The sequence below is a fragment of the Marinomonas sp. KMM3893 genome (assembly GCF_004352855.1).
GTDB classification, from domain to species: domain Bacteria; phylum Pseudomonadota; class Gammaproteobacteria; order Pseudomonadales; family Marinomonadaceae; genus Marinomonas; species Marinomonas arenicola.
The window spans coordinates 255,541-278,865 of the sequence record NZ_SJSC01000002.1 but is presented as its reverse complement, the minus strand read 5'-3'; the positions used below and the strand labels follow the sequence as shown (position 1 = coordinate 278,865).

22 protein-coding genes are annotated in these 23,325 nt (G+C 45.3%); 13 read left to right on the top strand and 9 right to left on the bottom strand.

Going from position 1 to position 23,325, the window contains the following annotated elements; genetic code table 11:
- Window positions 1–5: 5 nt before the first annotated feature.
- Window positions 6–2,354, bottom strand: coding sequence for an EAL domain-containing protein (locus E0D71_RS05730; protein WP_133002358.1), 2,349 nt, complete (start codon window positions 2,352–2,354; stop codon window positions 6–8).
- 430 nt (window positions 2,355–2,784) lie between these two features.
- Here E0D71_RS05730 and adhP point away from each other — a divergent pair, with 430 nt between their 5' ends.
- Window positions 2,785–3,795 carry an alcohol dehydrogenase AdhP gene (gene adhP, locus E0D71_RS05725; protein ID WP_133002357.1) on the top strand — a complete coding sequence of 337 codons (1,011 nt, stop codon included), beginning with the start codon at window positions 2,785–2,787 and terminating at the stop codon, window positions 3,793–3,795.
- Between the two features lie 112 nt (window positions 3,796–3,907).
- Here the strand turns inward: adhP and E0D71_RS05720 are convergent, their stop codons facing one another.
- Entirely contained in the window at window positions 3,908–5,194 is a 1,287-nt protein-coding gene (locus tag E0D71_RS05720; RefSeq protein ID WP_133002356.1) for a dicarboxylate/amino acid:cation symporter, read from the bottom strand.
- Between the two features lie 406 nt (window positions 5,195–5,600).
- On the opposite strand from E0D71_RS05720, the gene E0D71_RS05715 reads away from it, so the two are divergent.
- The 3 genes from E0D71_RS05715 (at window position 5,601) to E0D71_RS05705 (ending at window position 7,519) form a co-directional block, all read left to right on the top strand.
- The gene (locus tag E0D71_RS05715; protein WP_133002355.1) at window positions 5,601–6,008 is read left to right on the top strand and encodes a GFA family protein; all 408 of its coding nucleotides are present in this window, start codon (window positions 5,601–5,603) and stop codon (window positions 6,006–6,008) included.
- Window positions 6,009–6,121: 113 nt separating this feature from the next.
- Window positions 6,122–7,111: an MBL fold metallo-hydrolase gene (locus E0D71_RS05710; protein ID WP_133002354.1), complete on the top strand. Its 990-nt coding sequence runs from the start codon at window positions 6,122–6,124 to the stop codon at window positions 7,109–7,111.
- A 135-nt stretch (window positions 7,112–7,246) separates the two neighbouring features.
- Window positions 7,247–7,519 (top strand): hypothetical protein, encoded by a 273-nt coding sequence (locus E0D71_RS05705; RefSeq protein ID WP_133002353.1) that lies wholly within the window; start codon window positions 7,247–7,249, stop codon window positions 7,517–7,519.
- 8 nt (window positions 7,520–7,527) lie between these two features.
- Here E0D71_RS05705 and E0D71_RS05700 read toward each other — a convergent pair whose 3' ends face one another.
- The gene (locus E0D71_RS05700; protein WP_133002352.1) at window positions 7,528–8,280 is read right to left on the bottom strand and encodes an HPP family protein; all 753 of its coding nucleotides are present in this window, start codon (window positions 8,278–8,280) and stop codon (window positions 7,528–7,530) included.
- A 124-nt stretch (window positions 8,281–8,404) separates the two neighbouring features.
- Here E0D71_RS05700 and E0D71_RS05695 point away from each other — a divergent pair, with 124 nt between their 5' ends.
- Window positions 8,405–9,250: a LysR family transcriptional regulator gene (locus tag E0D71_RS05695; protein WP_133002351.1), complete on the top strand. Its 846-nt coding sequence runs from the start codon at window positions 8,405–8,407 to the stop codon at window positions 9,248–9,250.
- Window positions 9,251–9,335: 85 nt separating this feature from the next.
- Window positions 9,336–10,625, top strand: coding sequence for a DEAD/DEAH box helicase (locus E0D71_RS05690; RefSeq protein ID WP_133002350.1), 1,290 nt, complete (start codon window positions 9,336–9,338; stop codon window positions 10,623–10,625).
- Between the two features lie 71 nt (window positions 10,626–10,696).
- Here E0D71_RS05690 and E0D71_RS05685 read toward each other — a convergent pair whose 3' ends face one another.
- Window positions 10,697–11,842, bottom strand: a complete 1,146-nt coding sequence (locus tag E0D71_RS05685) for a methionine aminotransferase (protein WP_133002349.1) — start codon at window positions 11,840–11,842, stop codon at window positions 10,697–10,699.
- 492 nt (window positions 11,843–12,334) lie between these two features.
- Here E0D71_RS05685 and E0D71_RS05680 point away from each other — a divergent pair, with 492 nt between their 5' ends.
- The gene (locus E0D71_RS05680; protein ID WP_133002348.1) at window positions 12,335–13,192 is read left to right on the top strand and encodes a PA4780 family RIO1-like protein kinase; all 858 of its coding nucleotides are present in this window, start codon (window positions 12,335–12,337) and stop codon (window positions 13,190–13,192) included.
- Between the two features lie 32 nt (window positions 13,193–13,224).
- Here the strand turns inward: E0D71_RS05680 and E0D71_RS05675 are convergent, their stop codons facing one another.
- Both E0D71_RS05675 and E0D71_RS05670 read right to left on the bottom strand, forming a co-directional pair.
- Entirely contained in the window at window positions 13,225–13,587 is a 363-nt protein-coding gene (locus E0D71_RS05675) for a ribbon-helix-helix domain-containing protein (RefSeq protein WP_133002347.1), read from the bottom strand.
- 181 nt (window positions 13,588–13,768) lie between these two features.
- Window positions 13,769–14,332 carry a DJ-1/PfpI family protein gene (locus E0D71_RS05670; RefSeq protein ID WP_133002346.1) on the bottom strand — a complete coding sequence of 188 codons (564 nt, stop codon included), beginning with the start codon at window positions 14,330–14,332 and terminating at the stop codon, window positions 13,769–13,771.
- Between the two features lie 273 nt (window positions 14,333–14,605).
- Here E0D71_RS05670 and E0D71_RS05665 point away from each other — a divergent pair, with 273 nt between their 5' ends.
- Window positions 14,606–15,277: a 7-cyano-7-deazaguanine/7-aminomethyl-7-deazaguanine transporter gene (locus E0D71_RS05665; protein WP_133002345.1), complete on the top strand. Its 672-nt coding sequence runs from the start codon at window positions 14,606–14,608 to the stop codon at window positions 15,275–15,277.
- A gap of 88 nt (window positions 15,278–15,365) precedes the next feature.
- On the opposite strand, the gene E0D71_RS05660 is transcribed toward E0D71_RS05665, so the two are convergent.
- Window positions 15,366–15,890, bottom strand: a complete 525-nt coding sequence (locus E0D71_RS05660; protein ID WP_133002344.1) for a YgjP-like metallopeptidase domain-containing protein — start codon at window positions 15,888–15,890, stop codon at window positions 15,366–15,368.
- A gap of 326 nt (window positions 15,891–16,216) precedes the next feature.
- On the opposite strand from E0D71_RS05660, the gene E0D71_RS05655 reads away from it, so the two are divergent.
- On the top strand, window positions 16,217–16,957 hold the full coding sequence (locus E0D71_RS05655; protein WP_207923338.1) for a DUF481 domain-containing protein: 741 nt from the start codon (window positions 16,217–16,219) through the stop codon (window positions 16,955–16,957).
- A 246-nt stretch (window positions 16,958–17,203) separates the two neighbouring features.
- Entirely contained in the window at window positions 17,204–17,977 is a 774-nt protein-coding gene (locus tag E0D71_RS05650; RefSeq protein WP_133002343.1) for a DUF481 domain-containing protein, read from the top strand.
- Window positions 17,978–17,993: 16 nt separating this feature from the next.
- Here E0D71_RS05650 and E0D71_RS17375 read toward each other — a convergent pair whose 3' ends face one another.
- Complete coding sequence (locus E0D71_RS17375; protein ID WP_165942956.1) at window positions 17,994–18,143, bottom strand: hypothetical protein; 150 nt, start codon at window positions 18,141–18,143, stop codon at window positions 17,994–17,996.
- A gap of 530 nt (window positions 18,144–18,673) precedes the next feature.
- On the opposite strand from E0D71_RS17375, the gene E0D71_RS05645 reads away from it, so the two are divergent.
- Together E0D71_RS05645 and E0D71_RS05640 are read left to right on the top strand one after the other, a co-directional pair.
- Window positions 18,674–19,699: an OmpA family protein gene (locus E0D71_RS05645; protein ID WP_133002342.1), complete on the top strand. Its 1,026-nt coding sequence runs from the start codon at window positions 18,674–18,676 to the stop codon at window positions 19,697–19,699.
- 404 nt (window positions 19,700–20,103) lie between these two features.
- On the top strand, window positions 20,104–20,652 hold the full coding sequence (locus E0D71_RS05640; RefSeq protein ID WP_133002341.1) for a porin family protein: 549 nt from the start codon (window positions 20,104–20,106) through the stop codon (window positions 20,650–20,652).
- Between the two features lie 92 nt (window positions 20,653–20,744).
- On the opposite strand, the gene E0D71_RS05635 is transcribed toward E0D71_RS05640, so the two are convergent.
- On the bottom strand, window positions 20,745–21,971 hold the full coding sequence (locus E0D71_RS05635; protein ID WP_243711942.1) for a TIGR03862 family flavoprotein: 1,227 nt from the start codon (window positions 21,969–21,971) through the stop codon (window positions 20,745–20,747).
- Window positions 21,972–22,310: 339 nt separating this feature from the next.
- Between E0D71_RS05635 and E0D71_RS05630 the strand changes: the two genes are divergently transcribed.
- Window positions 22,311–23,303: an ABC transporter substrate-binding protein gene (locus tag E0D71_RS05630; RefSeq protein WP_133002340.1), complete on the top strand. Its 993-nt coding sequence runs from the start codon at window positions 22,311–22,313 to the stop codon at window positions 23,301–23,303.
- Window positions 23,304–23,325: the final 22 nt, after the last annotated feature.

Sequence of the window (23,325 nt, the reverse complement as noted above, 5' to 3'; positions counted from 1 at the left end):
CTGCGTTAAACCGATAAATCCTTATCTTGCTGGTATTTCAGTATTTGCTTCAAGGGAATGGGTTTTGAGAAAAAGTAACCTTGTAGGTAATCACACCCGTAACCTAACAATAAATCGGCTTGTATTTGTGTTTCTACCCCTTCTGCAATAACCGACACACCCAGTGCGTGCGCCATTGAGATAATGGCTTCACACAGGGTTTCCGAAGCAGACTCTTGCCCTAACTTCTGCACAAACTCACGGTCTATTTTTAAATAATCGATGTCGTAGTTCATGATGTAAGCCAACGACGAATAGCCCGTCCCGAAGTCATCTAGCGCGACCTGAATGCCTTCTTCTCTAAACGCCAATAATGCCCTTCGTGTGCTTTCATCTGAGTTCATTAGAAGGTGTTCGGTAATCTCTACTACCAAGCCATTTTGAATGTGTGTGGGGTTGCCTCCCACAGGCTTGCTAAGCAGTTCGGTAAGTAAGCGGCCATCTTCACCTTGTTGCTTTGAAAGCTGCATTGGCGATACGTTCACACTGACCTGAATACCGTTACCGTATACATCACGAATTGGCGCCAGGGCCCGTTTCGCTTCTTGGATAACCCAATGCCCGATTTCGATAATCTGCCCCGATTCTTCTGCAAATTGGATAAAATGATCCGGCGGTATTAAACCTTTTTGCGGGTGATGCCAGCGAATAAGCGCTTCAAATTTGGCCACATCGCCCTGTTTGTTAATGATGGGTTGGTAGAGCAAATAGAACTCTTGATTAATAATCGCTTGGCGCAAGTCCTGAATAAGCTCTATTTTTCTGGTCAGCGCTTCTTTTAACTCCCAGCTAAAACGCCTAGAGGCATCTCGGCCACTTTGTTTAGCAAAATACATCGCCTGATCAACCGCCACCATCAGCTCGCCGACACTCGCCCCATCCTCTGGGTAAAGCGCTATGCCAATGCTCGCCGTCACGACGATTTCGCAATGCGAAACGGTAAAAGGCTGTTTAATGGAGAGTCTGATTCTCTCACTGAGTGTCGCTATTTGGTCTTCGTCAAAACCTTCTAGTAAAAGAATAAATTCATCACCGCCTAGGCGACTGATCAGTTGAGCCGATGGTGCACAAGCAATAAGACGAGAGGCAATCATTTTTAGCACACCGTCCCCTGTCTCATGCCCTCGAGTGTCATTCACTTCTTTAAAGTTATCTAGATCGAGCAGAATAACCCCAATATGATGATTGTTATGATTGGCCAACAACATGTTGGATAGGCTTCTATTAAGCGCATCGCGGTTAGAGATGCCGGTCAGACTGTCTGTTTGTGCTTGGCTTATTATCACCTTTTCGGCTCGCGCTTTACGCTCAGCCATGTCAATGAAGCGGCTTTGTAAATCGTCCATTTCCTTTACGCCAGTGGGCAAAACCGCTTCTATTTTCTCATTTTGACCCAGTCTCATGGCAAGATCCCCAAGGCGACTTAAAGGCTTAGAAATCGCGTTTATAAAAAACACTCTCAATAGCACAAACATCAGCACAACCATGATGGTAAAGCTCACCAAGATCAGGGTATAACGGTTTTTAAGAATGGATAATGGCTGATCGACTGAAATGCCAGTCAAAAAGGTCAGCAGCACTTGGCCATCTTCACCCAGTACTGGGTGGTAAACAAATACTCGATGAATGTCGTCATTTCCCTCCACGATGGCATCAAAGTATTCTGGTGGATCAAACAAAATGTCATTAGGGTAACTGGCCACCACTTTGCCATAGCCATCTAGCACATAAGCCACACTCTTCTCTGGCAGCTGACTATTACTCAGTAATAAATTCCACCAGTCCAGTGAAATAACGGCCACTACGACACCCAAGGCATCATTGTTTTCGGCCTCGACATGAATGGGGTACGCAAAATTAATCGTCGGACGACCAACAACACGGTCGAGCTGTACGCCGCTGGTCGTAAATCTATTTTGCGTCAAGGCTTGCTGGATGTAGCGACGATCGTACACGTCAATAGAAGACATAAGAGGCGTGCCATTACAGGTCAACACTCCCTCTGTATTGGGAATACCAATATTTACATAACGCTCAAATAACGGCGTAATATCGCTCACAAAACGGCGGCAACTTTCGGAGTTTGGCTTTTGTATCTGCGGGAGAGCCGCTAGAGAAGCTAGGAATCGGTGCGTAGAGGCCACCAGCTGATTCTGATTCTCAGCCACCTGATTAGAGACAATTTTAGCGGTTTTTAGAAATTCATCTTCAATGATTTCACTGCTGTAGTTGAAGCTAAAATAGATAAAGAAATAGAAGGGAGTGACGATCAAGACAGAGAGAAAATAGAGTCGTCCTTTGAGTGTGTTTAACATTGTGCTCTCTATACCTAAAGATACCTGCTCGGCATACTCACGAGACAATAAGAAATATTCACCTGATTTTTAATACATCAATATTCAACTAAAAACTAAGCGTTCTCCTGATAAAGTCTTTTGTGCCATGTATGCAACCAATATCGCCCTTGTTTATATCTCTTGAAACTAGCATACATATCTAAATGTATTCGTTCCTTTTTGTAATCATTCGCAAACCTATGTGAGATCCAACACCCCGACACGCCATGCAATAAAGCATGACAATGACACCATAAGCGGCCTTCCTGAAAGGTAAATTGTACTGTGGTGCAAATATGCTGGACTGCGAGGAAAACTTTTATCTGCATTGTGCTTAAAGTGGAATAGTGAAAATCACATCGCTTTAACACTCGTTCAATAAAATAATAAATCTGAGATGGAGTTCGTTATGAAAGCAGCAGTCGCTAATAAGTTTGGTGAGATTCTAAATATTAAAGACGTGGTTAAACCAAGCATCGAAGCACACCAAATTCTTGTCAGAATACACGCCTGTGGGGTGTGTCATACGGATTTACACGCCTGCCACGGCGATTGGCCAGTCAAACCAACATTACCCTTTATTCCTGGGCATGAAGGTGTTGGCGAAGTGGTTGAAGTGGGCAGCGCCGTCCAGCACATCGCCCTAGGCGATCGCGTCGGTATACCTTGGCTGTACAGTGCTTGTGGCCATTGCGAATACTGCTTAACAGGCAACGAAAACCTTTGTTTGTCACAACAAAATTCAGGCTATTCTGTAAACGGTGGTTACGCTGAATATTGTGCTGCTCACGCTGAATATGTCGTTAAAGTGCCTGAAGGTCTAGGCTATGTCGAAGCAGCACCATTGTTCTGCGCGGGCGTTACCACCTATAAAGCACTCAAAGTGTCAGGCGCAAAGCCAGGTGATTGGGTGGCTCTGTTCGGTGTTGGCGGGCTTGGTCATCTGGCGGTGCAGTACGCGGTCGCGATGGGATTTCGTGTTGTGGCGGTAGACACAGGAGCCGCTAAACGAGAATTGGCCATGTCACTCGGCGCTGAGTACTTCTTCGATTTCAAAACAGACGATGTGGTGAAAGACATTCTAGCAACAACCAATGGCGTGCACGCCACTGTCTGTACTGCGGTCAGCAAAGCGGGCTTCAGACAAAGCTATGATGTGATTCGTCGCGGTGGAAAATGTGTACTGGTTGGCCTGCCACCAGAAGATATGCCATTGCCTATTTTCGATACCGTACTCAATGGCATCAGTGTCATTGGCTCAATCGTCGGCACTCGTAAAGACTTAGAAGAGTGTCTGGAATTTGCCGCACGCGGTAAAGTCAAAGCCATCATTACTGAGAAGTCGTTAGAGGATATCAACGACATCTTCGAAGATATGGAAAAAGGCGATATCACAGGTCGTATCGTCATGTCCCTTTAAAACGCTATAAAAAAGCGCCAGACTAACGTGTCCTCTAATTACAGGCTCACGTCAGTCTGGCGCTTTATATTCAATTAACCCTACAGATGGCTAATTGGGTATCCAGACGCGACTAGACTCTTTCTAGGTGTATGTCTGCTGTGTCATTGCCAGCGTTAGGATCGTTGTAGATACTTTCATCTAACTGACCTTCACTTTTCGCGACAACCGCCGTCACTACCGCATCACCAGAAATATTAACCGCGGTACGAATCATATCCAATAGACGGTCAACACCGAGAATCAAGCCAATGCCTTCGATCGGCAAACCTACTTGAGCAAACACCATAGACAACATGATCAGACCAACACCTGGTACACCGGCTGTTCCGATGGAAGCCAATACCGACATCAAGATAACGGTTAAGTAACCCATCATGCCAAGGTCAACATTGTAGATGTTCGCAATAAAGACGGTAGCAACCCCTTGCATGATGGCGGTGCCATCCATATTAATGGTCGCTCCAAACGGGACGGTAAAAGACGCGACAGAGTTATTAACACCCAAACGGTCAGTCACAGTGCGCAAGGTCACAGGAATAGTGGCATTTGAGCTAGAGGTACTAAACGCAAACACTTGAGTACTGCGCATTTTCTTAATAAACGTCAGTGGGTTTAAACCCGACATCAGTTTCAAGATAATCTGCAATGTCACAAACAAGTGGAACATTAAGACACCAATCAAGACCAACACATAACCAAGTAGCTGCTCTAATAGATCCAACCCTAGGTTGGCGATGGCTTTCGCGATAAGACAGAACACCGCATAAGGTGCGACCGCCATAATCACGTTAACCATTTTCATCATGATTTCGTTCAATGCTTCAATAAAGCTGCTCACTGAGTCTGCTTTTTTGCCAACCATTAGCAAGCTGATACCAAAGACAATTGAGAAAAAGATAACCGGCAACATTTCGCCTTTCGCCATCGCACTAATCGGGTTAGATGGCACTATGTTGATGATTACAGAGGACAGTGGCGGCGCCGCTTTACCGGAGAAATTACTATTGGCAACAGCGTTCATGCCTTCGCCTATGCCTAAACCTGAGGCGATGAAAAGGGCAGAAGCAATCGCAATCGCCGTGGTCATCAAATACAAAACAAAGGCTTTTGAGCCAATGCGGCCAAGTAGCTTAATGTCGCCAATGCCACACACACCACAGACCAATGAGAAAAAGACCAAAGGCACGACTAACATTTTTAGTGCATTAACGAACATGCTGCCGACAATATGGAACAGGCCATTCGTTAGATATTGATTCACCCATGTGCCAGAGGCATTTAGTCCTGTTAAATTGATGACTAGCCCAACGGAGATGCCCAGCGCCATCCCCAGCAATACTTTCATTGTAGTACTCATAACACTCTCTCTAGTTTTTATATGTTACGTTGATTTGCTATGCCCAATAATTATTGCCAAATAAATATGGCTGAAAATAAAAGTGGGGCATGATACATGTCATCAAAGCGTATCAAAACCTCTATTTTCAATATCCATCTAAAAAGCCAATACCTTTTCTCCTTAAAGCCCCGTAATATCTAGCTTAGAGCGGATATAATAGACGCAAAATAGCGTCTCTATGTTGAACATAAACAGCGGCGATAAGAGAAATTTAGCGTGAAGCTGGTCACTAATTAGGCACTTTTGACTGTAAAGAAGGACTAATCTGCCACCTTCGTTTGCTGATTAGCACAATCTAAAAGGTCGATATCCGCGCTAACTTCGCTGTCGCTACCCACCAAAAAAGACCATGAGGAATACAGTTATGGATCAAAAACACACTGGATCATGCCTGTGTGGCACTGCCAAATTCGAGTTGCAAGGTGAGTTTAAAAAGTTCTTTTTATGCCACTGTAGCCGTTGCCGAAAAAGCTCTGGCTCCGCCCATTGCTCAAACCTTTTTGCGCCTGGGGCTCAACTCACATGGCTCAGTGGCGAAGAAAAACTCCGTTTTTATCAGCATGAAGACACTAACTTTGCTCGTACTTTCTGCTCTGTTTGCGGCTCTAACGTACCCACCGATGCAAAAGCTCGAGGCTTAGTTATTGTGCCTGCAGGCTGTTTGGATACAGATGTTGATATCAGTCCACAAGCCCATGTATTTACTAGTAGCAAAGGTAATTGGGATGACGGTTTTGAAAATCTGCCTGCGTTTGAAGGGATGCCAAGTTAGGCGGTGTTCGTAATTTCTTATTCTGTCCGCGAAAAAGCAATTACTAGAATCGTGTAAAACTCGATAGATTCAAATGATGACTGCCAAATAATAACGTTAATAAGGAAGCCTTCATGCGAAAATATCTCATTACACTTATGCTATGTGTGCTACTCAGCCCCTCTTCATACGCCGCTAGCACAGCGTCCAAGCCCTATGTTATGAAGGTGACCTTACTGGGCACAGGGAACCCAATTCCCAGTGCCCAGCGATTCGGCCCAAGCACGCTTGTCGAAGCCGGTGGTCACTATCTCTTATTCGATGTAGGCCGTGGCAGTATTATTCGTCTTTGGCAGCTTAAAGCCCCTATTAACAAAATAACCGATGTCTTTCTAACGCACTATCATTCTGACCACATTAATGGCTTATCTGACTTCTGGATGACAGGCTGGATGCCACTACCTCCCGTTTCTCCCAGCCGCACAACCCCTCTTCATCTGTATGGTCCAACAGGCATTAAAAACATCGCAAATGGTCTAACCGAAACCTTCAAAGATAACACTAGGATTCATATTGAAGATGAGCATTTACCGCCTGAAGGCATCAAACTTGTCGTGACCGAGTTCACAGAAGGAGAGCACTTGGTCTATCAGAAATACGGCATCCGAGTGACATCATTCAAAAATGACCACGGTAAATTTATTCACCCATCTGTTGGCTATAAAATACAATACAAGGGTAAAACCGTGGTTATTTCGGGAGACACTAGAAAGTCGCAAACCGTCATAAATGAAGCAAAAGGCGCAGACTTACTGGTGCATGAAGTCGCAGCCGTCAGAGATGGTTTGCTACAGAAACACCCCAATCTGCGCGCCATTTTCGAACACCATATTAATCCAAGACAAGCCGGAGAAGTATTCACAGAAGCAAAACCTAAGTTGGCGGCTTTTACCCATGTTGCGCTGCTAGGCACCAAGGACTTTCCGAAACTAAGCGTCGATGAGTTAATTGCCATGACCCGTGAAACGTATAAAGGTCCGCTTGTTGTCGGTGAAGACCTGATGTCTTTCGAAATCGGAGACACAGTGAAAGTGGTGCCATGGAAAGGTGAAATGAACAAATAAAACAAGCACACACAGCGGCTAAAGAGTGGTCGAAAATCGGCCACTCTTTAGCAGGAGAACAGCACAACTTGTATGACCTTCAAGACTGATGCAAACTAGCAGGCATTCATAATAAAAAAGAGTTAGATTGACCAGATGAAGTGCCCACACTGCCAAGAAAAACTGCCATTCTCGATACTAAGAAAAAGCCTACTACGCCCTCAAGCATGCCAAAGCTGCAAAGAAGGCTACGCACTCACTATCAGTATTGGGCGCATGTTTTTACTCTTGATACCCGTCGCTTTTAGTCTGATCATGATTCGCCCTATCAGTCTACACTGGGGCATAGACCCTACGTTCTTCTCTGCTTTGATTCTTGTTTTATACGGGCTTTCTTGCCTTACCCTCATGAAACGAGCGGTCAAATAGCAAGAGACTTATGCCGCTTTAGGACGCTTACGCTTGGCTCTAATCGGCGCGCTGACGGTGCGCCTTTGCTTAGCAATGGTGTGCGCCGCATCATAAATACTTTGCAATTCATCTAGGCTAACGTCCACAAACACATCTTGCTGTTGCAGTACTTGATGCAGGTCTTCCACATTGAAATGCTCAACACTAGAAGCGTCTTTATGAGCGTGCTGCGCGGTGGCTTTTCTGTTCAACCAAAAAAGTGGATAACGTCGCCAATGAAACAAATTATTAATGATCATCGCCAACGCTAAGATAATCAAAATATTCACAATAAAAACGACCACAGATTCAGACACGTTAATGTGTTCAAAGTTAACCACAAAGTAAAAGGCCGTCGCGCCGCCTGGTGGGTGCAGACACCCCAGATAATGCATCAAGATAACCGTTAGCCCTACCGCCAATGCGGCTGTCATCAAGCTAGAATCCAGCACACTCGCAAAGCTCACGCCCACTACAATGGAAATGATTTGCCCAGCCAACACTGGCCAAGGCTGTGATAAGGCGCCATGAGGCAAGGTAAACACAAGAAAAGCGGTCGCCGCCGTGGATGCGAAAAATAGGATATGGACGTCAGTAGATAAGCTCCATTTCGTCACCAATACGACAACGGCTATCGCTAAGCAGGTCGTCAGCCCCGAAATCAAACGCTCTATATGTGACGTACGATTGGTTTCTATGCCAATAAATTGGCAAAACGTTTTAAAAGCAGAAATCACCATAATAGGAACAACGAGTACGACACAGCAGAATAAAGAGCAGGTATGGTACGGAAACTCTTAAGATCAGTATAATGAATATTAAGTGATTATAAATTCAATTAAATTGCATTCAAATTGAGTACGTATGGACATTGAGCTAGCAAAAACCTTTATCGAGATCATGCAATCAGGCACCTTCGCCAAAGCGGCCGAGCGGCTCCATGTCACCCAAACCACCGTCACAGCTCGCATTCACGCCTTAGAAGCCAGCATGAATTGCTCGCTTTTTATTCGTAATCGTGGCGGGGCGCGACTCACGCCAGAGGGTGAGCGTTTTGTTCGATATGCCAAAGAAATGATCGCCTCGTGGCATGCCGCGCAAGAAGTCTGTCGCAATCCACTGCCCGACGAAAAAATAACACTGTCGCTAGGCGCGGAAAACAGCTTATGGAACCCGATTATGGTGGAATGGCTTGTGCAGCTGGCAGAGTTTGATCATTTGCGTCTGCATAGCCGAGTAGATTCTACGGATGCGCTTTATAGCGCCATCCGTGAATTCCAGCTGGATGCGGTGGTGGTGCACAGCGCACGTTATTACCCAGATTTAAACATTGAGCAAATTGCCGAAGAGAAGCTCATACATGTCGCCTGCACACACACGCCTAAACCGAATTTGTTTATCGATTGGGGGGAAGAGTTTACCCAGCAATTTGATCGCTGTTTGCCCTTTAATCGACAGACAGCCATGCAGTTCTCACTCGGCCCTATGGCGCTCAAAGTCATGCTTAAACAAGGTGGAAACGGCTATTTTCGCACCCGCGTCGTTGATCAATACCTACAAGAAGGCCGCTTGGAGCGAGTACCAAATGCGCCTGAATTTAGCTACCCCATATATCTTGTTTCCCATCGGGGTCATTTGCCTAATGAGTTTGAGCAAGTAAAACAACGTCTTAAAAGTGTTCTCAAAAGCACAGATCAATGGCCGGTATAATGCAGTAGAAAAAAAGCCGTCGGTTTTCTCAAAATGCTACACTAGCGACTTTCGTTCTCCGTCTACTATTTAAGCGAGCAAGTTCATGAGTTTTGCGTCATTAGGCCTTCATAAAACACTGGTCAACACGGTTTCTGAGCGTGGTTACAGTATTCCTACCCCTATTCAGAAAGCGGCCATACCAGCGATACTGAAACAAAGAGATGTCATGGCTGGCGCACAAACAGGGACGGGCAAAACAGCGGCCTTTGCTCTGCCTTTGCTGCATCGTTTATTAGAACAATTCGATCTCGACCAAACCAGTGAAGCAGGCTTAACCAATCAAAAGTACAAAAAAATCAGCGTGCTGGTGCTCACCCCAACACGGGAATTAGCCCAGCAGGTTTACAATAGTTTTGTCACCTATAGCCAGAACTCTTCGGTGCAATCTGTGGTGGTTTACGGTGGTGCGAGTATCAACACTCAGATCAATGCACTCGACAAAGGCTGTGATGTGTTGATCGCCACCCCTGGCCGTTTGCTCGAACTCTTGATGAAAAACTTGGTCAAGTTGCATGACTTAAAAACGCTGGTCTTAGACGAATCGGACCGCATGCTAGACATGGGCTTCATTGTTGATATCCAACGCATCCTGACCAAAATCCCAAGCAATCGCCAGACGCTGTTTTTCTCTGCGACCTTCAATAATGAAATTTTCGCACTCAGTAAAACGCTATTAAAAGACCCTAAACTGATCGAGGTAGATCAGCGTAATGCCACCGCGAGCAAGGTTAAACAGCTGGTATACCAAGTCGATAACGACAAGAAAAGCGGTTTGCTGTCTTACTTGATTGGCTCAAAGAACTGGAAACAAGTCTTGATCTTCACCCGCACCAAACAAGGCGCAGACGAGCTTGCTAAAGAAATGCAGAAAGATGGTATTGCCACGCAAGCCTTCCATGGGGATAAATCTCAAGGAGCGCGAGATCGCGTTCTGGCCGACTTCAAAGCAGGCAATGTGAGAGCCTTAGTGGCAACCGATGTCGCGGCGCGGGGCTTGGATATCCAGCAACTGCAATACGTGGTAAACCATGAATTGCCTTACAACGCTGAAGATTATATCCACCGTATTGGCCGCACAGGTCGTGCCGGTTTAGAAGGGTTAGCCATTTCGCTCGTGTCTGCAAAAGAGAGCTACTTATTGGCCGATATCGAAAAACTGGTTGGTGAACACTTCAATCCACAATGGTTTCCAGGCTTTGAACCAGACTTAGACAAGCAAGAAAGCAGCACAAAACGCCCGCCATCGAAAAAAACCTTACGTGCCAAAGCGTTAGGAAAAGGCCCGCGAAACGATAAAAAACCAATGAAGAAACCAAGACAAAACAGACGTTAAGCGCACGTTATAGCATGCGCGTAACGCGGCGTTGTCCGTGACTTAGCCACGGTCAACGCCTGAGTTTCTTACTATAAGCGGCTTAATTTCTGCGCCGCTTCCAGCAAGGTGTGCTCTTCTTTGGCAAAGCACAAACGAATCAGCCGTTGATCTTGTGGTGCTTGCTGATAGAAAACACTAACGGGTATTGCTGCCACACCCACTTCATCGATTAACCACTCACAAAATGCCACGTCATCCAGATCACTGATCGCACTGTAATCTAACAATTGGAAATAGGTGCCATCACAAGGCAATAAAGTAAAACGGCTGTTGGCTAGCGCGTTTCTTAACACATCGCGCTTTCGCTGATAAAACATCGCCAATTCGGCGCTGCTTTCCGGTATTTCCTGTAGGTGCTCAGCCAAGGCTTGTTGCAATGGCGTCGCCGTGCAGAAGGTCACATATTGATGAAGCTTGCGCAGCTCGGCCGTCAGCTCTGTTGGCGCCACCACGTAACCGACTTTCCAGCCTGTCAGGTGGAAGCTTTTCCCAAACGACGACACAACAAAACTGCGAGCCCTTAATTCTGGGTGTTTGTGCACACTGACGGCTTGCTCGCCAAAATGAATAAACTCATACACTTCATCCGATAAAACATAAATATCCTGGCTTTTAATGGCTTGCCATAAAGACGCCAAATCGTCCTCGGTCCAACAACTGCCAGTAGGATTATGAGGCGTATTAATGATCACCAAGCGCGTTTTCTCTGTTAGCAAAGACGCAAACGCTTGCCAATCGGGGCGAAAATCTGGCGCGGTGAGCGTCATCCGTTGGCACACACCACCGGCTAGGGTGATCGCAGGCTCATACAGGTCATAAGCGGGATCAAAAAGCACCACTTCGTCGCCTGGCTGGATAAGCGCGGTAATGGCATCGAAAATGGCTTCTGAAGCACCACTGGTCACAGTCACTTCTTCTGCTGAATCGACCTGTCGACCATAGTGGCGAGCAATCAAACTGGCGATCGCATCACGCAATACAGGCAATCCTGTCATCGGAGAATATTGATTATTACCCTCTAGCAAGGCATTGGATGCTCGTGTTAAAAGACGCTCATCCGGCTTAAAGTCGGGAAAACCCTGAGATAAATTGATCGCGCCTTTTTCCGCCGCTAGAGCAGACATTTTACTGAAAATATTGGTGCCCACGGCAGGAAGTTTAGAAGAAATAGCCACGTTATATTTGCCTTAAAACAAAATGAAGTACGAAAAGAATCAGGCTAGTAAAAAGGCTTACTCGCGAAAGGTCAATGCCTTCTCTTCTGGTTTTTTTATCCACCCCGATCCCGCGGTTCTATTTACATTCGCCACGATAACGATTCATTCAAAAAAGAAGCGTCATGAAAGAGAGCCATTATTGCGCATTTTCATTTACGATACGGTTAAAATCCACGTAGAGAAAGTCGGCTATCCAAGGTTATTGCTGTAAGATATAAGCGTTTTCACTCTAAAAAGTGATAAATTGACCAAATAACTGGAACGATTTATCGTTTCGAGCTGATATTCGTTAGCCTTGAAAAAGGAAAAGAAGGGATAACGGCCAGATCGGCTCTGAGCTACTATATATAGTGACCTAATTAAGTCTAATTTGACCAAGATAAGGAATATGTTTTTGTTTTTTATTTCTGTTAGTGACATCTGTTATCTAATGCCTGTACAAGGAGCAGCATGAAAATCCCTAAGAGAATTCAACCGCTTCTTGAAGACGGTTTGGTCGACGAAGTACTTCGACAATTAATGAGTGGCAAAGAAGCCACTGTGTATGTTGTTCGCTGTGGCTCAGATATTCGCTGTGCCAAAGTGTATAAAGAAGCCAGTAAACGTAGCTTTAAACAAGCGGTTCAATACCGTGAAGGCCGCAAAGTAAAAAACAGCCGTCGCGCTCGGGCGATGGAAAAAGGCTCAAAATTTGGCCGCGAAGAACAAGAGAACTTATGGCACAACGCCGAAGTAGACGCCTTGTACAAACTCGCCAACGCCGGTGTACGAGTACCAAAACCATACGGTTGCTTTGACGGCGTCTTGTTGATGGAACTCATCACAGATGACGATGGCGATGTCGCACCTCGTCTCAATGACGTTACCATGTCTGCTGAGCAAGCTCGCGAAGATTTCGATGTCATCATCCATGACATAGTGCGTATGTTATGCGCAGGCTTGGTGCATGGCGATCTATCAGAGTTTAACGTGTTGGTTGACTCGAATGGCCCTGTGATCATCGACTTGCCGCAAGCCGTTGACGCCGTTGCCAACAACCATGCTGAGTGGATGCTAGAACGTGATGTAAACAACATGCGTGACTATTACGGCATGTTTGCACCGGAGATTCTAGAAACCCAATACGCGAAAGAAATCTGGTCTATTTACGAAGCCGGTAAACTCACACCAGATACCGAACTGACCGGTTTATTTGAGGAGCCTACCGAAGAAGCGGATGTGGATGCAGTCTTGCTTGAAATCCAAGAAGCGCAAGCCGAAGAAGAAGCCCGTCTCGCCAGAATGAGCGCAGACGACGAAGAGAACTAATCACTCACTGGCACAGGATACACATATCGGTGTCAGTGCACTCCTCGATTCGCTAGTTTGGACTCATTTTGCAAAATGCGGTCTGAATCTAGCGATGCGATCGACACTTCCGCTTGAGCCGGAATATCGCCATTTAACTGCAATGCTTGATAACGCAAGGCACAAACACGCAAGAAAGACGTGAAGTTGGCAACATCGTGGCCGACGTTAATCGACTCTTGATAAAGCCGCGTAATTAACTGGGTCACCGTTAAACCATCTCGCGCACCAATTTCTGTTAATAGTCCCCAATACGCATTCTCAAGACGCACACTGGTTACCATGCCATCGATCCGCAAGGAATGCGTGGTTGATGACCAGAGATCTGCATCGGCATTAATAAAGAGCTTACACATGGTGCTTACCTCGTTATGGGCTGAGCAAAAAGTGTAGCGACAGAAATCCGAAAGGGCAATAAGACAAAAAAACACACAATCGGCCGATGACTAAGACAGTTAAAAGGGAAAGACAAAGAGAGGAAGAGAGTAAAAGAGAAAGAAGAAAACCAAATACGCGGTTTTCTTCTTTCTTTGTGCGTTATAGCAAGGCGATGAATTGCGCTAACCAAGCGGGGTGAGCAGGCCATGCAGGCGCAGTCACAAGATTGCCACTGGTCACGGCTTGATCCACAGGAATGTCCGCGTATTCTCCCCCAGCTTGCTCTACTTCTGGACGGCACGCAGGGTAAGCTGAGCATTTTTTACCATTCAACACACCCGCAGCGGATAAGATTTGCGCGCCATGGCACACAGCAGCAACCGGCTTATTTGTCGTAAAGAAGTGACGAACCATCTCCAATACCGCAGGATTTAAACGCAAATACTCAGGAGCACGACCACCAGGAATAACCAAGGCGTCGTAGTCTTCAACATTAATCTTGTCAAAATCGGCGTTCAGCGCAAAATTATGACCCGGCTTTTCGGTGTAAGTTTGATCCCCTTCGAAATCATGGATCGCAGTTTTAACTGTGTCTCCGCTGACTTTGTCAGGACAAACCGCATGAACCGTATGTCCGACCGCCATTAAGGTTTGGAATGGCACCATGGTTTCATAATCTTCGGTGAAGTCTCCGGTAATCAGTAGAATTTTTCTTGTTGTCATCACTGGCTCCTAAACTGTTTTTTTATCGAGCACCGATGGTAACAACAGTTAAAAGTGAGCAGGTATTAGGTCATTACTACAAAGAGAGAAAGCGTATTTTGTATAAAAAACACTCACCAAGACGCTTTCCTAAACAGTCGGTTAATGTATAATCACGCCCCAACTTTGGCGAAGAAAACAAAGCCAATGTTAATACTGAAATCCTTGATGTTTTTATTTGGGTTCCCTCACCCCAAACAGCATTACAGCCGAAATTAAAAAAAAGGTGTCACCATGAATAGTTTTACCCCAGAACAGCAGCGCAAGGCGCTCTGGTATCTTGCTGCGTTCCACTTATTGGTTATTGCGTCCAGCAACTACCTAGTCCAAATTCCCTTTACGGTATTGGGTTTCCATACTACATGGGGGGCATTTACTTTCCCCTTTATCTTTCTCGCGACGGATCTCACCGTACGCGTGCTAGGCGCTCGACTGGCTCGTCGAATTATTTTCCTAGTCATGATTCCTTCGCTGATTGTGTCTTACGTGTTGTCTGTTATCTTCGCGCAGGGACAATTTCAAGGGGCTGAAGCACTGACATCATTGAATTGGTTTGTGGCGCGTATCGCGATCGCCAGTTTAATGGCCTACTTGCTCGGACAGATTCTGGACGTACAGGTTTTCAACCGCTTACGCCAAATGAAGCAGTGGTGGATCGCTCCAGCCGCTTCCACTATTTTTGGCAATGGTTTAGATACCTTGGCTTTTTTCGGCATTGCTTTCTACCAAAGTCCTGATGCCTTTATGGCACAGCACTGGCAAGAAATTGCCTTGGCTGACTACAGCTTCAAACTGTTTATTAGCATTGGATTGTTCATCCCAATGTACGGTGTTTTGTTGGCGTATCTCGTGAAAAAAATCACCGCCGTGAAACCCGATTTCAAATTGGAAAGCGTCAAAGCCTAGCCTGATCCGCGCTGGGAACCCGTCGGTTCCCAGCGCACGCCTAAGATTCTCCACTTCTCGTGTTTCGTAAAACCTCACCGGTCCGCACTTACCAAAGGTCGCCAAAACGATCTCGATGGCATAAATAGAGGCGCAAATCGAACTCTAGTTGATGGTAATCTGGCTCCATATAGCAACACAGCTTATAAAACGCCTTGTCATGTTCCTTCTCCCGCAAATGCGCCAATTCATGCACCACAATCATTTTTAGCAATGGCTCTGGAATACGTCGAAACAAGGACGCGATTCGAATTTCATTCTTTGATTTCAGTTTATTGCCCTGCACTCGAGACACATAAGTGTGCAGCCCCAATGCGTTGTTAATCACATGGATTTTGTCGTCGTAGATGACTTTACTAATGGGGGCAGAACTGCGCATAAATTGATTTTTCAGCGCCATCGCATAGTCATACAACGGACGAGTGCCATTCAAGTTGTGTGCTTCAGGGTATTTTTTTAAGAAAAAACCCGCCGTTTTTTCTGCCTCTAACAGCGCCTGAGCTTGCTGCTGAAGTTGCGGACTATAGCCATTAAGGTAACGTAAGTTAGGTGTTTTTTGATGGCTCTGACTCATCACTATTTCTCTTCAGTATGACCGCTAAATTTAAGGCATCAGTTTACTAAATATCACGCTGCGTCGCTGGTAAAAAGGAATCTAAACCAGGCTTTTATTCGAGTACTCACGCCCGCTATGTCAGTTTTTTCCATGTATAAAAGCATGAATATGAAAATAACGAAGGTAGAAGAAAGTTTCTGCTCAGAACGCTAAAAGCACCTCAAGGTTTATGTTAAATTTTTCTCTATTCTCATGCTCTTTACCGCTTAACACGAACACTTAACGTCACATTTCACCTTGAACGATCCGGTTTTTTTACCGTTTCCCCAATGGAAAGGGTTTTCATGATTTTAAAGTACAGCCTCGCGATATTGGTGATGCTTGCTACACAAACGGCGTTTGCAGCAGGCAAGGCCATCGACAAATTAGGCGTCACAGGCTCCGCTGAATTTGGTCTGCAAATGACCTCTGGCAACAGTAATACCAACAATCTTAGTAGTGGCCTACATATTAACCAGAACTTAAAAAACTGGCGTAACCATTATGCCTTTGAATCCTTTTACTCGGATTCAGATCATGTTGCGACCACCGAAACTTATCGAGGCTCCTTGCAAAGCGATTATAAATACAACAGTAAAGAGTTTTGGTATGTCCGTGAGGAAGCCGAAAAAGACCGTTTCTCTGGCTATAAATACAAAACGAATATGTCCACAGGTTATGGGAATCGAATTTGGCAACAAGAAGATGGCTCATTCCTAGAAACGTCGGTCGGTGTCGGTTATCGCAGAAATCAGCTTGAAACAGGCACCGAAGAGGCTATTTTTGATCGTGGTGTTATCACTCGCTTCGCATTAAAGTATATGAAGAAGCTTTCCGCATCCTCCACCTTTCGGCAGTCTTTAACCACTCAAGTTAATTTAGAACATTTAGGCACGGTCACAGAATCCGTTTCATCTCTGCAGGCAAATATTGTAGAAAATTTTGCCATGAAACTCTCGTATCGCGTCCAGCATTCATCCAAAGTTCCCCTCGATACCGAGAAAACAGACACCGAAACATCAATCACTTTACTTTATTCTTTTTAATCTACTCTCGGCTTTAATATAGATTTTGTCACAAGCGATTACAGTGTCTAAATATCGTGAAGCAAAGGTGTAACCTTGGTGATTTAACCGAATATTATTATTAGACATGTTAATTTTCTAGCCACAAAACATCCCCACACTAGGTCAAAAACAAAGCGCTACTTCTGCTCCTTTGTTATGTGACAGCGGTGAATGCAAAAGCGGTTGTTAACTGCCAGCTAGCTTATTAGACATGGAGAAGACTCAATGAAAGCCAGATATCATTTACCCTTTATCGCTCTGCTTGCCACGCAAGCGGTACACGCGGCGGAGAATGAAACAACACCAGCCAAAAAGACAAACCCACAAAATAAAACTCAGAAGCCTTGGCAAGGGTCTGTGGAATTAGGCGTGATACTCACCACAGGCAACAGCGATACCACCAACATAAACAGTAAGTTTAATGTTGTTCAACAGCTGGAAACATGGCGTAACACCTACACCTTCACTTCGCTTTATGCCAACTCCGATGACACCAAGACCGAAGAACAATACCGTGGTGCTATTCAATCGGACTACATTTTTAATGACCATCAGTTTTGGTATATCCGTGGCGCCTACGATAAAAACCTATTTTCTGGTTACGATTATCAAAGCTCGGCATCAACAGGTTACGGTAATCGGTTTTGGCAAGAAGAAGACGGCTCTTATTTAGAGGGTTCTGTCGGTGGCGGTTATCGGAACAATAAAATTGATGAAGACAATACAACAGACGATTCTGAGCGCACTCCCATCGTTCGTTTTAGCGGAACCTATGAAAAGCACCTCTCAACGACCTCGCTATTTAAACAAGAGTTAAACACAGAGATAGGCACAGAAAACGGCAGCTCTATCACAGAATCGGTTTCGTCATTGCAAGCCAATGTGGTTGATAACCTAGCGATGAAGGTGTCCTATCGGGTGAAGTATTCTTCAGATGTGCCTGCTGATACAGAAAAAACAGACACAGAAACAACCGTATCAATGCTTTATTCTTTTTAAATGATAAAGAGGAAGGTCATACTTCCTCTTCTATTAACTCACGCAATTCGTCTTGCAGCTCTTCTATGTGCTCAACCAAGATATGTTGTTGAGGTTTGGGGATTTGGGCAATGTCTTGAAGGGTAATGCGCTCTAACTCCAAAAGCAGTCGTGATAGATGTTCCATGCTTCTCTCCTTGAAAACAGATGCATCTACGCTACCTGATTTTCATATCAGCTACTGCAAAATTAGGGTTAAATTTTTGTAAAAGTCCTGTGAATGGAAAATAGTAGCCTAATAAGACAAAGCGCATTCACAGTGTCGATAAGCCTAGTCGCTAAGTGTCGATTTATCTATTAACACTATAATGGCTAAAAATAAATCGGATACTATCGTGCTTTTTCATCATGACACCTACTTAATATCGCCACAATTCAATGATACAAAAATATATTTCGAAAAAGTCCTGTAATGATTAACTACATTTCCAGACATTTCTAAACATATCTCCACCTATTACCGAGGTGGCTCTGTGGTAAAGTTGCCATATACGTAAACCCCTCGTCATGAATGTGAAATAGAATTTTTTAAAGGCATTTTATAGGCAATCGGGGGAGGCTTTTCCTATAGTTAAAACAGGCTTATGGTATGAAGCAGAACACACAACAAACATGCGTAAACAAACATATTTAAAAGCTCATTTAAGGAGAAAGGAAATGTCTTTAACATTGACTAAACGAACTATTGTTAGCGGAATTATCGCCGCGTCGTCTATTTCTACTGTAGCACTCGCTGCTCCAACAGAAGGTTTTACAATATCTCCTAGTATCGGTTACTACAATTTTGATAGCGACCGTGACACGGATAACGATGCCGCTTATTCACTCGGTTTAGGTTACCAATTCGATAACCCATGGGCCGTTGAATTTACTTACCTAAATGCAGACAGCGAGAAAAACGGCCAGGACGTTGGTGTCGACGAGTATCGTCTTGATGGTTTATACCATTTCGCTGAGTTCTCAAACACTCGCATTACGCCTTATGTAGCGGCCGGTGCTGGTATTGCAGATTTCAGTGACGCGTCAGACAGCACTAACGCCTTCGTTAATGCCGGTGGTGGTCTAAAATACGCCATCAATGATGCCTTAGCATTGCGTGCTGACTTCCGTCTAATTAAAGACGTAGAAGACAATCACCTAGATAACCTGACCACTGTTGGTGTGACATACACCTTTGGTACGTCTCATCAGTCTTCTACTAGTGATGACTCTGATTCAGAGGCTTATGCTCAACCACAAGAAGCTGAAGCAGAACCTGCACCAGTCGTTGCGCAACCAGAGCCTGTCGTAGCACCAGAACCTGTTGCTGAGCCAGAGCCTGTTGTTGTACCGGTTCATAAAGTAGATCTTGTGGTTCCGTTCGCCACTAACTCTGCTGACGTTCAACAAAAATACTACCCAGAAATCCAAAAACTAGCGGATTACCTAGAAGCAATGCCTAGTGCAACGGTAGTCATTGAAGGTTATACCGATGACCGTGGTGCTGCTAGTTACAACAAAGCACTTTCTGAAAAACGTGCTGCTGCGATTTCAGATGTATTGATCAACACCTTCAACGTCTCTGCCGATCGTGTTTCTTCCATTGGTTACGGTGAAGAAAAACCATTAATGGATAATGATACGGCCGCAAACCGAGAAGCTAACCGTCGCGTTGTTGCTGTCGTTTCTACTAACGAAGCCTAACGTTTACAGGGGTATCTTGTTACCAAGGTAACCTTAGACGATTCGTCTCTAAAGCCTCTGATGAATATCATCAGAGGCTTTTTTTATGGCCACTTCAGGCCGCCGCTCTCCATTAGCCCTGCCTGCCAGCGTTAATTGCCTGAAAAAGGTCACGAGACATCAATATGAAGTGAAAATAGTCTGTAATATTCCCCCCTTTTATTCCACGCTTTCGATGAAAAAACACCGTTCAAAAACTATCCAACCCTAGTTTTCAGTCTAGTTAGTCAATCCTATGTAATGATTACGAAATAGCCGTAAAGCCCTCTTCTTTCACCACTTTTCTAGGGGCTTTTAAGTCTCTGAAAAGCACGTATTCTGGACGACAGAACAACAAACAACGGATTCATTAGGAGATACAAAAGATGTCTATTTCATTGAAAAAACGAACTCTTTTTAGCGGTGTAATATTGGCAACCTCCCTGTCCACCATGGCGTATGCAGAACAACCAAAAGAAGGCTTTACCATAACGCCTAGCCTTGGTTACATTCATACCGATTCGGACCGCCATCTTTCTAATGATGCGACGTATGCCATCAGCGTGGGTTATCAAACCAAAACACCGTGGGCTGCAGAGTTAACGTATTTGCATTCCGACTTAAAACACCGCGGCAGCAGTGTCGATCTTGATCAATATCGCCTAGATGGGCTCTATTCCTTGCCTGAATTTACCAACGCTAAATTCACACCTTATGTCGCGGCGGGTATCGGTAACAACTACTACACCAACAATGCTTCAGCGACCGACAACAACACCTTTTTGAATGCTGGCGGTGGCGTAAAATACGCAATCAATCAAGACGTTTCATTGCGTGCAGATTTTCGCCTTACCAAAGATTTGACCAATACTAAGTTCGACAACATCACTTCCGTCGGTGTGCAATACAATTTCGGCAAGCCAGCGGCCCTATAACTTAGCGGCAAGCCCACCAACAAAAATGCCCAATGAATATCATTGGGCATTTTTTATTGGAGCAGAATAAAAGCAAAAAGATGGGCTAACGATCAGCCGATTAAATACCGACGCACACCTTGTGCTGCACGATGGCCGGTCGCAAAACACGCGGTTAACAAATAACCTCCGGTTGGCGCTTCCCAATCCAACATTTCGCCAGCACAAAATACACCAGGCAGATGCTTCAACATCAAATACTCATCCACACTGCTTTCGCACACGCCACCCGCACTGGAAATCGCTTCCTCTATTGGTTTGACCTGATTGAGTCGCACCGGAATGGCTTTTAAACAACGCGCCAATCCTTCAGGGGTCTGCCACGTGGTTTTTTCATGAGTCTCATAAAGCAACGCCGATTTGATACCACTAATGCCAACAGTACGCTTTAAATACTTACTGAAGGATTCTTTCGGCTTTGTCTTTTTCAGTTTGCTGATGAGCTGCTCTTCGCTAAAAGCCGGTAGCAGGTCAATCAGCAAATTGGCTTCTCCTGCCTGCTTAATGGTGTCTCTAAGGTGTTTTGAAAAAGCGTACACAAGGCTGCCTTCCAACCCATCTTTAGTCACAATACACTCACCTTTACGAACGATTGGCTGGCCTTCCAATGGGATAAAAGTGAACGCCATGTCTTTCAATGGGCTGCCAGCAAACTTGCTCTGTAAATGGTCACTCCAATCACTATAAAAGCCGCAGTTCGCGCTTTCTAGTGGCGCCAGGTTCACGCCTTGCTCGGCCAACACTTTGTGCCAAGCACCATCAGATCCAAGCTTAGGCCAGCTAGCGCCGCCCATTGCCAAGATAATCGCAGCGGCATTAACAGACACCTGTTCACCATCATGATCGAACGTGGCGTGATTGGCTTTAAGCTCGATCATTTTATGGCGCATATGAAAATGCACGCCAGCATCTCGCAGCCGCTTGAGCCAATGACGCAGTAACGGCGCGGCTTTCATATCACTTGGAAATACTCGTCCAGACGTGCCGATAAAGGTGTCGATACCCAAATCATGAATCCATTGGCGTAACGCATTCGCATCAAAGTCACGAATCGAGGTATCGAGCCATTGGGCTTTGTCGTAATAGCGCTGGATAAAATCATCGTAAGGTTCTGAGTGTGTAATGTTCATGCCACCCACGCCCGCCAGTAAGAATTTGCGGCACGCACTTGGCTTAGCATCGTAAACATCGACTTTAAATCCCGCCGCACAAAGACGCTCTGCCGCCATCAAGCCAGCTGGGCCTGCGCCAATTACCATGACAGATTTCTGTTGTTGCACCAAGATCACCCTAAACCAAAAGAGCGCATGATAAAGAAAAACACGCACTGCACCAATGTTTCATAAGAAAAGTTTTCACAAAAGCGCTTCGCAAACCTCATGCACCAGTAACCAGCAACCGACGTCTTAAGTGGCGCTATTTACGTGCAAAGACGATACGCAAACACAGAAAATCACTTTGTCTCTCAGACATGGCCTTCTTCCCTATAAAAAATGATAGATATTTCATTGCGTTAGCGCCTTTACATTAATAGCGAAAAGAACAGGCTCATTTTTTGCAGACTGAAACAAACGTTGCAACGATATCTTTATGACTCGTCATATTAAGGAGAACAGCCCATGAAAAAATTGAACCGCTTATCGATGATCATCATGGCCCTCGCCATGACTGGCAGTGCTTTCGCTGCTGACAAGGTGACGTTTCAGCTTGATTGGTTACCAGGCGGAGACAAAGCGCCCGTGTATGTTGGTATTCAAGAAGGCTTCTTCGCCGCACTCGATTTAGAGGTAAAAATAGCCAGCGGCCGTGGCTCCACCGACGCGGTGACCAAACTCGCGACAGGACAGTCAGACGTTGGTAGCTCAGATATTGGTGCCTTGATGGCCGCAAGAGCCCAAGATAATGTTCCAGTCAGTGCCGTAATGTCTTATTTTACTGAAGCGCCTCATGCATTTTATGTACTCGCTGACAGCGGCATAAACAGCATTAAAGACTTACAGGGCAAGAAAATTGCCACCTCGCCTTTTACTTCCTCAAATGCCTTTTTACCACTAGTGCTCAAACAAAATAACGTGCCAGTCGACTCCATTAAATTAAGCAAAGTCGACCCCGGCGCTCTTGGCCCTATGCTGATGGTAGGCAATACCCAAGCCATTATTGCTTGGGTAACAAACACCGCATTATTCGAACAACAAGCCGCGCAAACAGGTAAAGAAATCAAGGTATTACCTTGGTCTGAAGGGGGGTTATCCCTCTATAGCTCTGCGTTATTAGCGTCTGATAAATTCTTAGCCTCACGCCCAGACGTGGCCAAACGCTTCATAAAAGCCTATGCAAAATCGATCCAATTCACCTACCAACATCCAGATAAGGCAGGACAGGACCTTCACAAAATGGTGCCCGAAGTCGATGCCGACATTGTCGCAGCGCAAATCACCAGTATTCACAACTTAGTGTTTAACAAGATCAGTCAACACGATGGCTTTGGCATGCTGACACCAAAGCGCATCGCAGCCACATGGAAGTATGTTGCTGAGGCAAATAACCTCAGCCTGGATTCACTCGATCCTGAGACAGTCGTCAACCGAGCTTTCATACCAAGCCACGACTAAGCCACGACGAATTGAAGGGAAG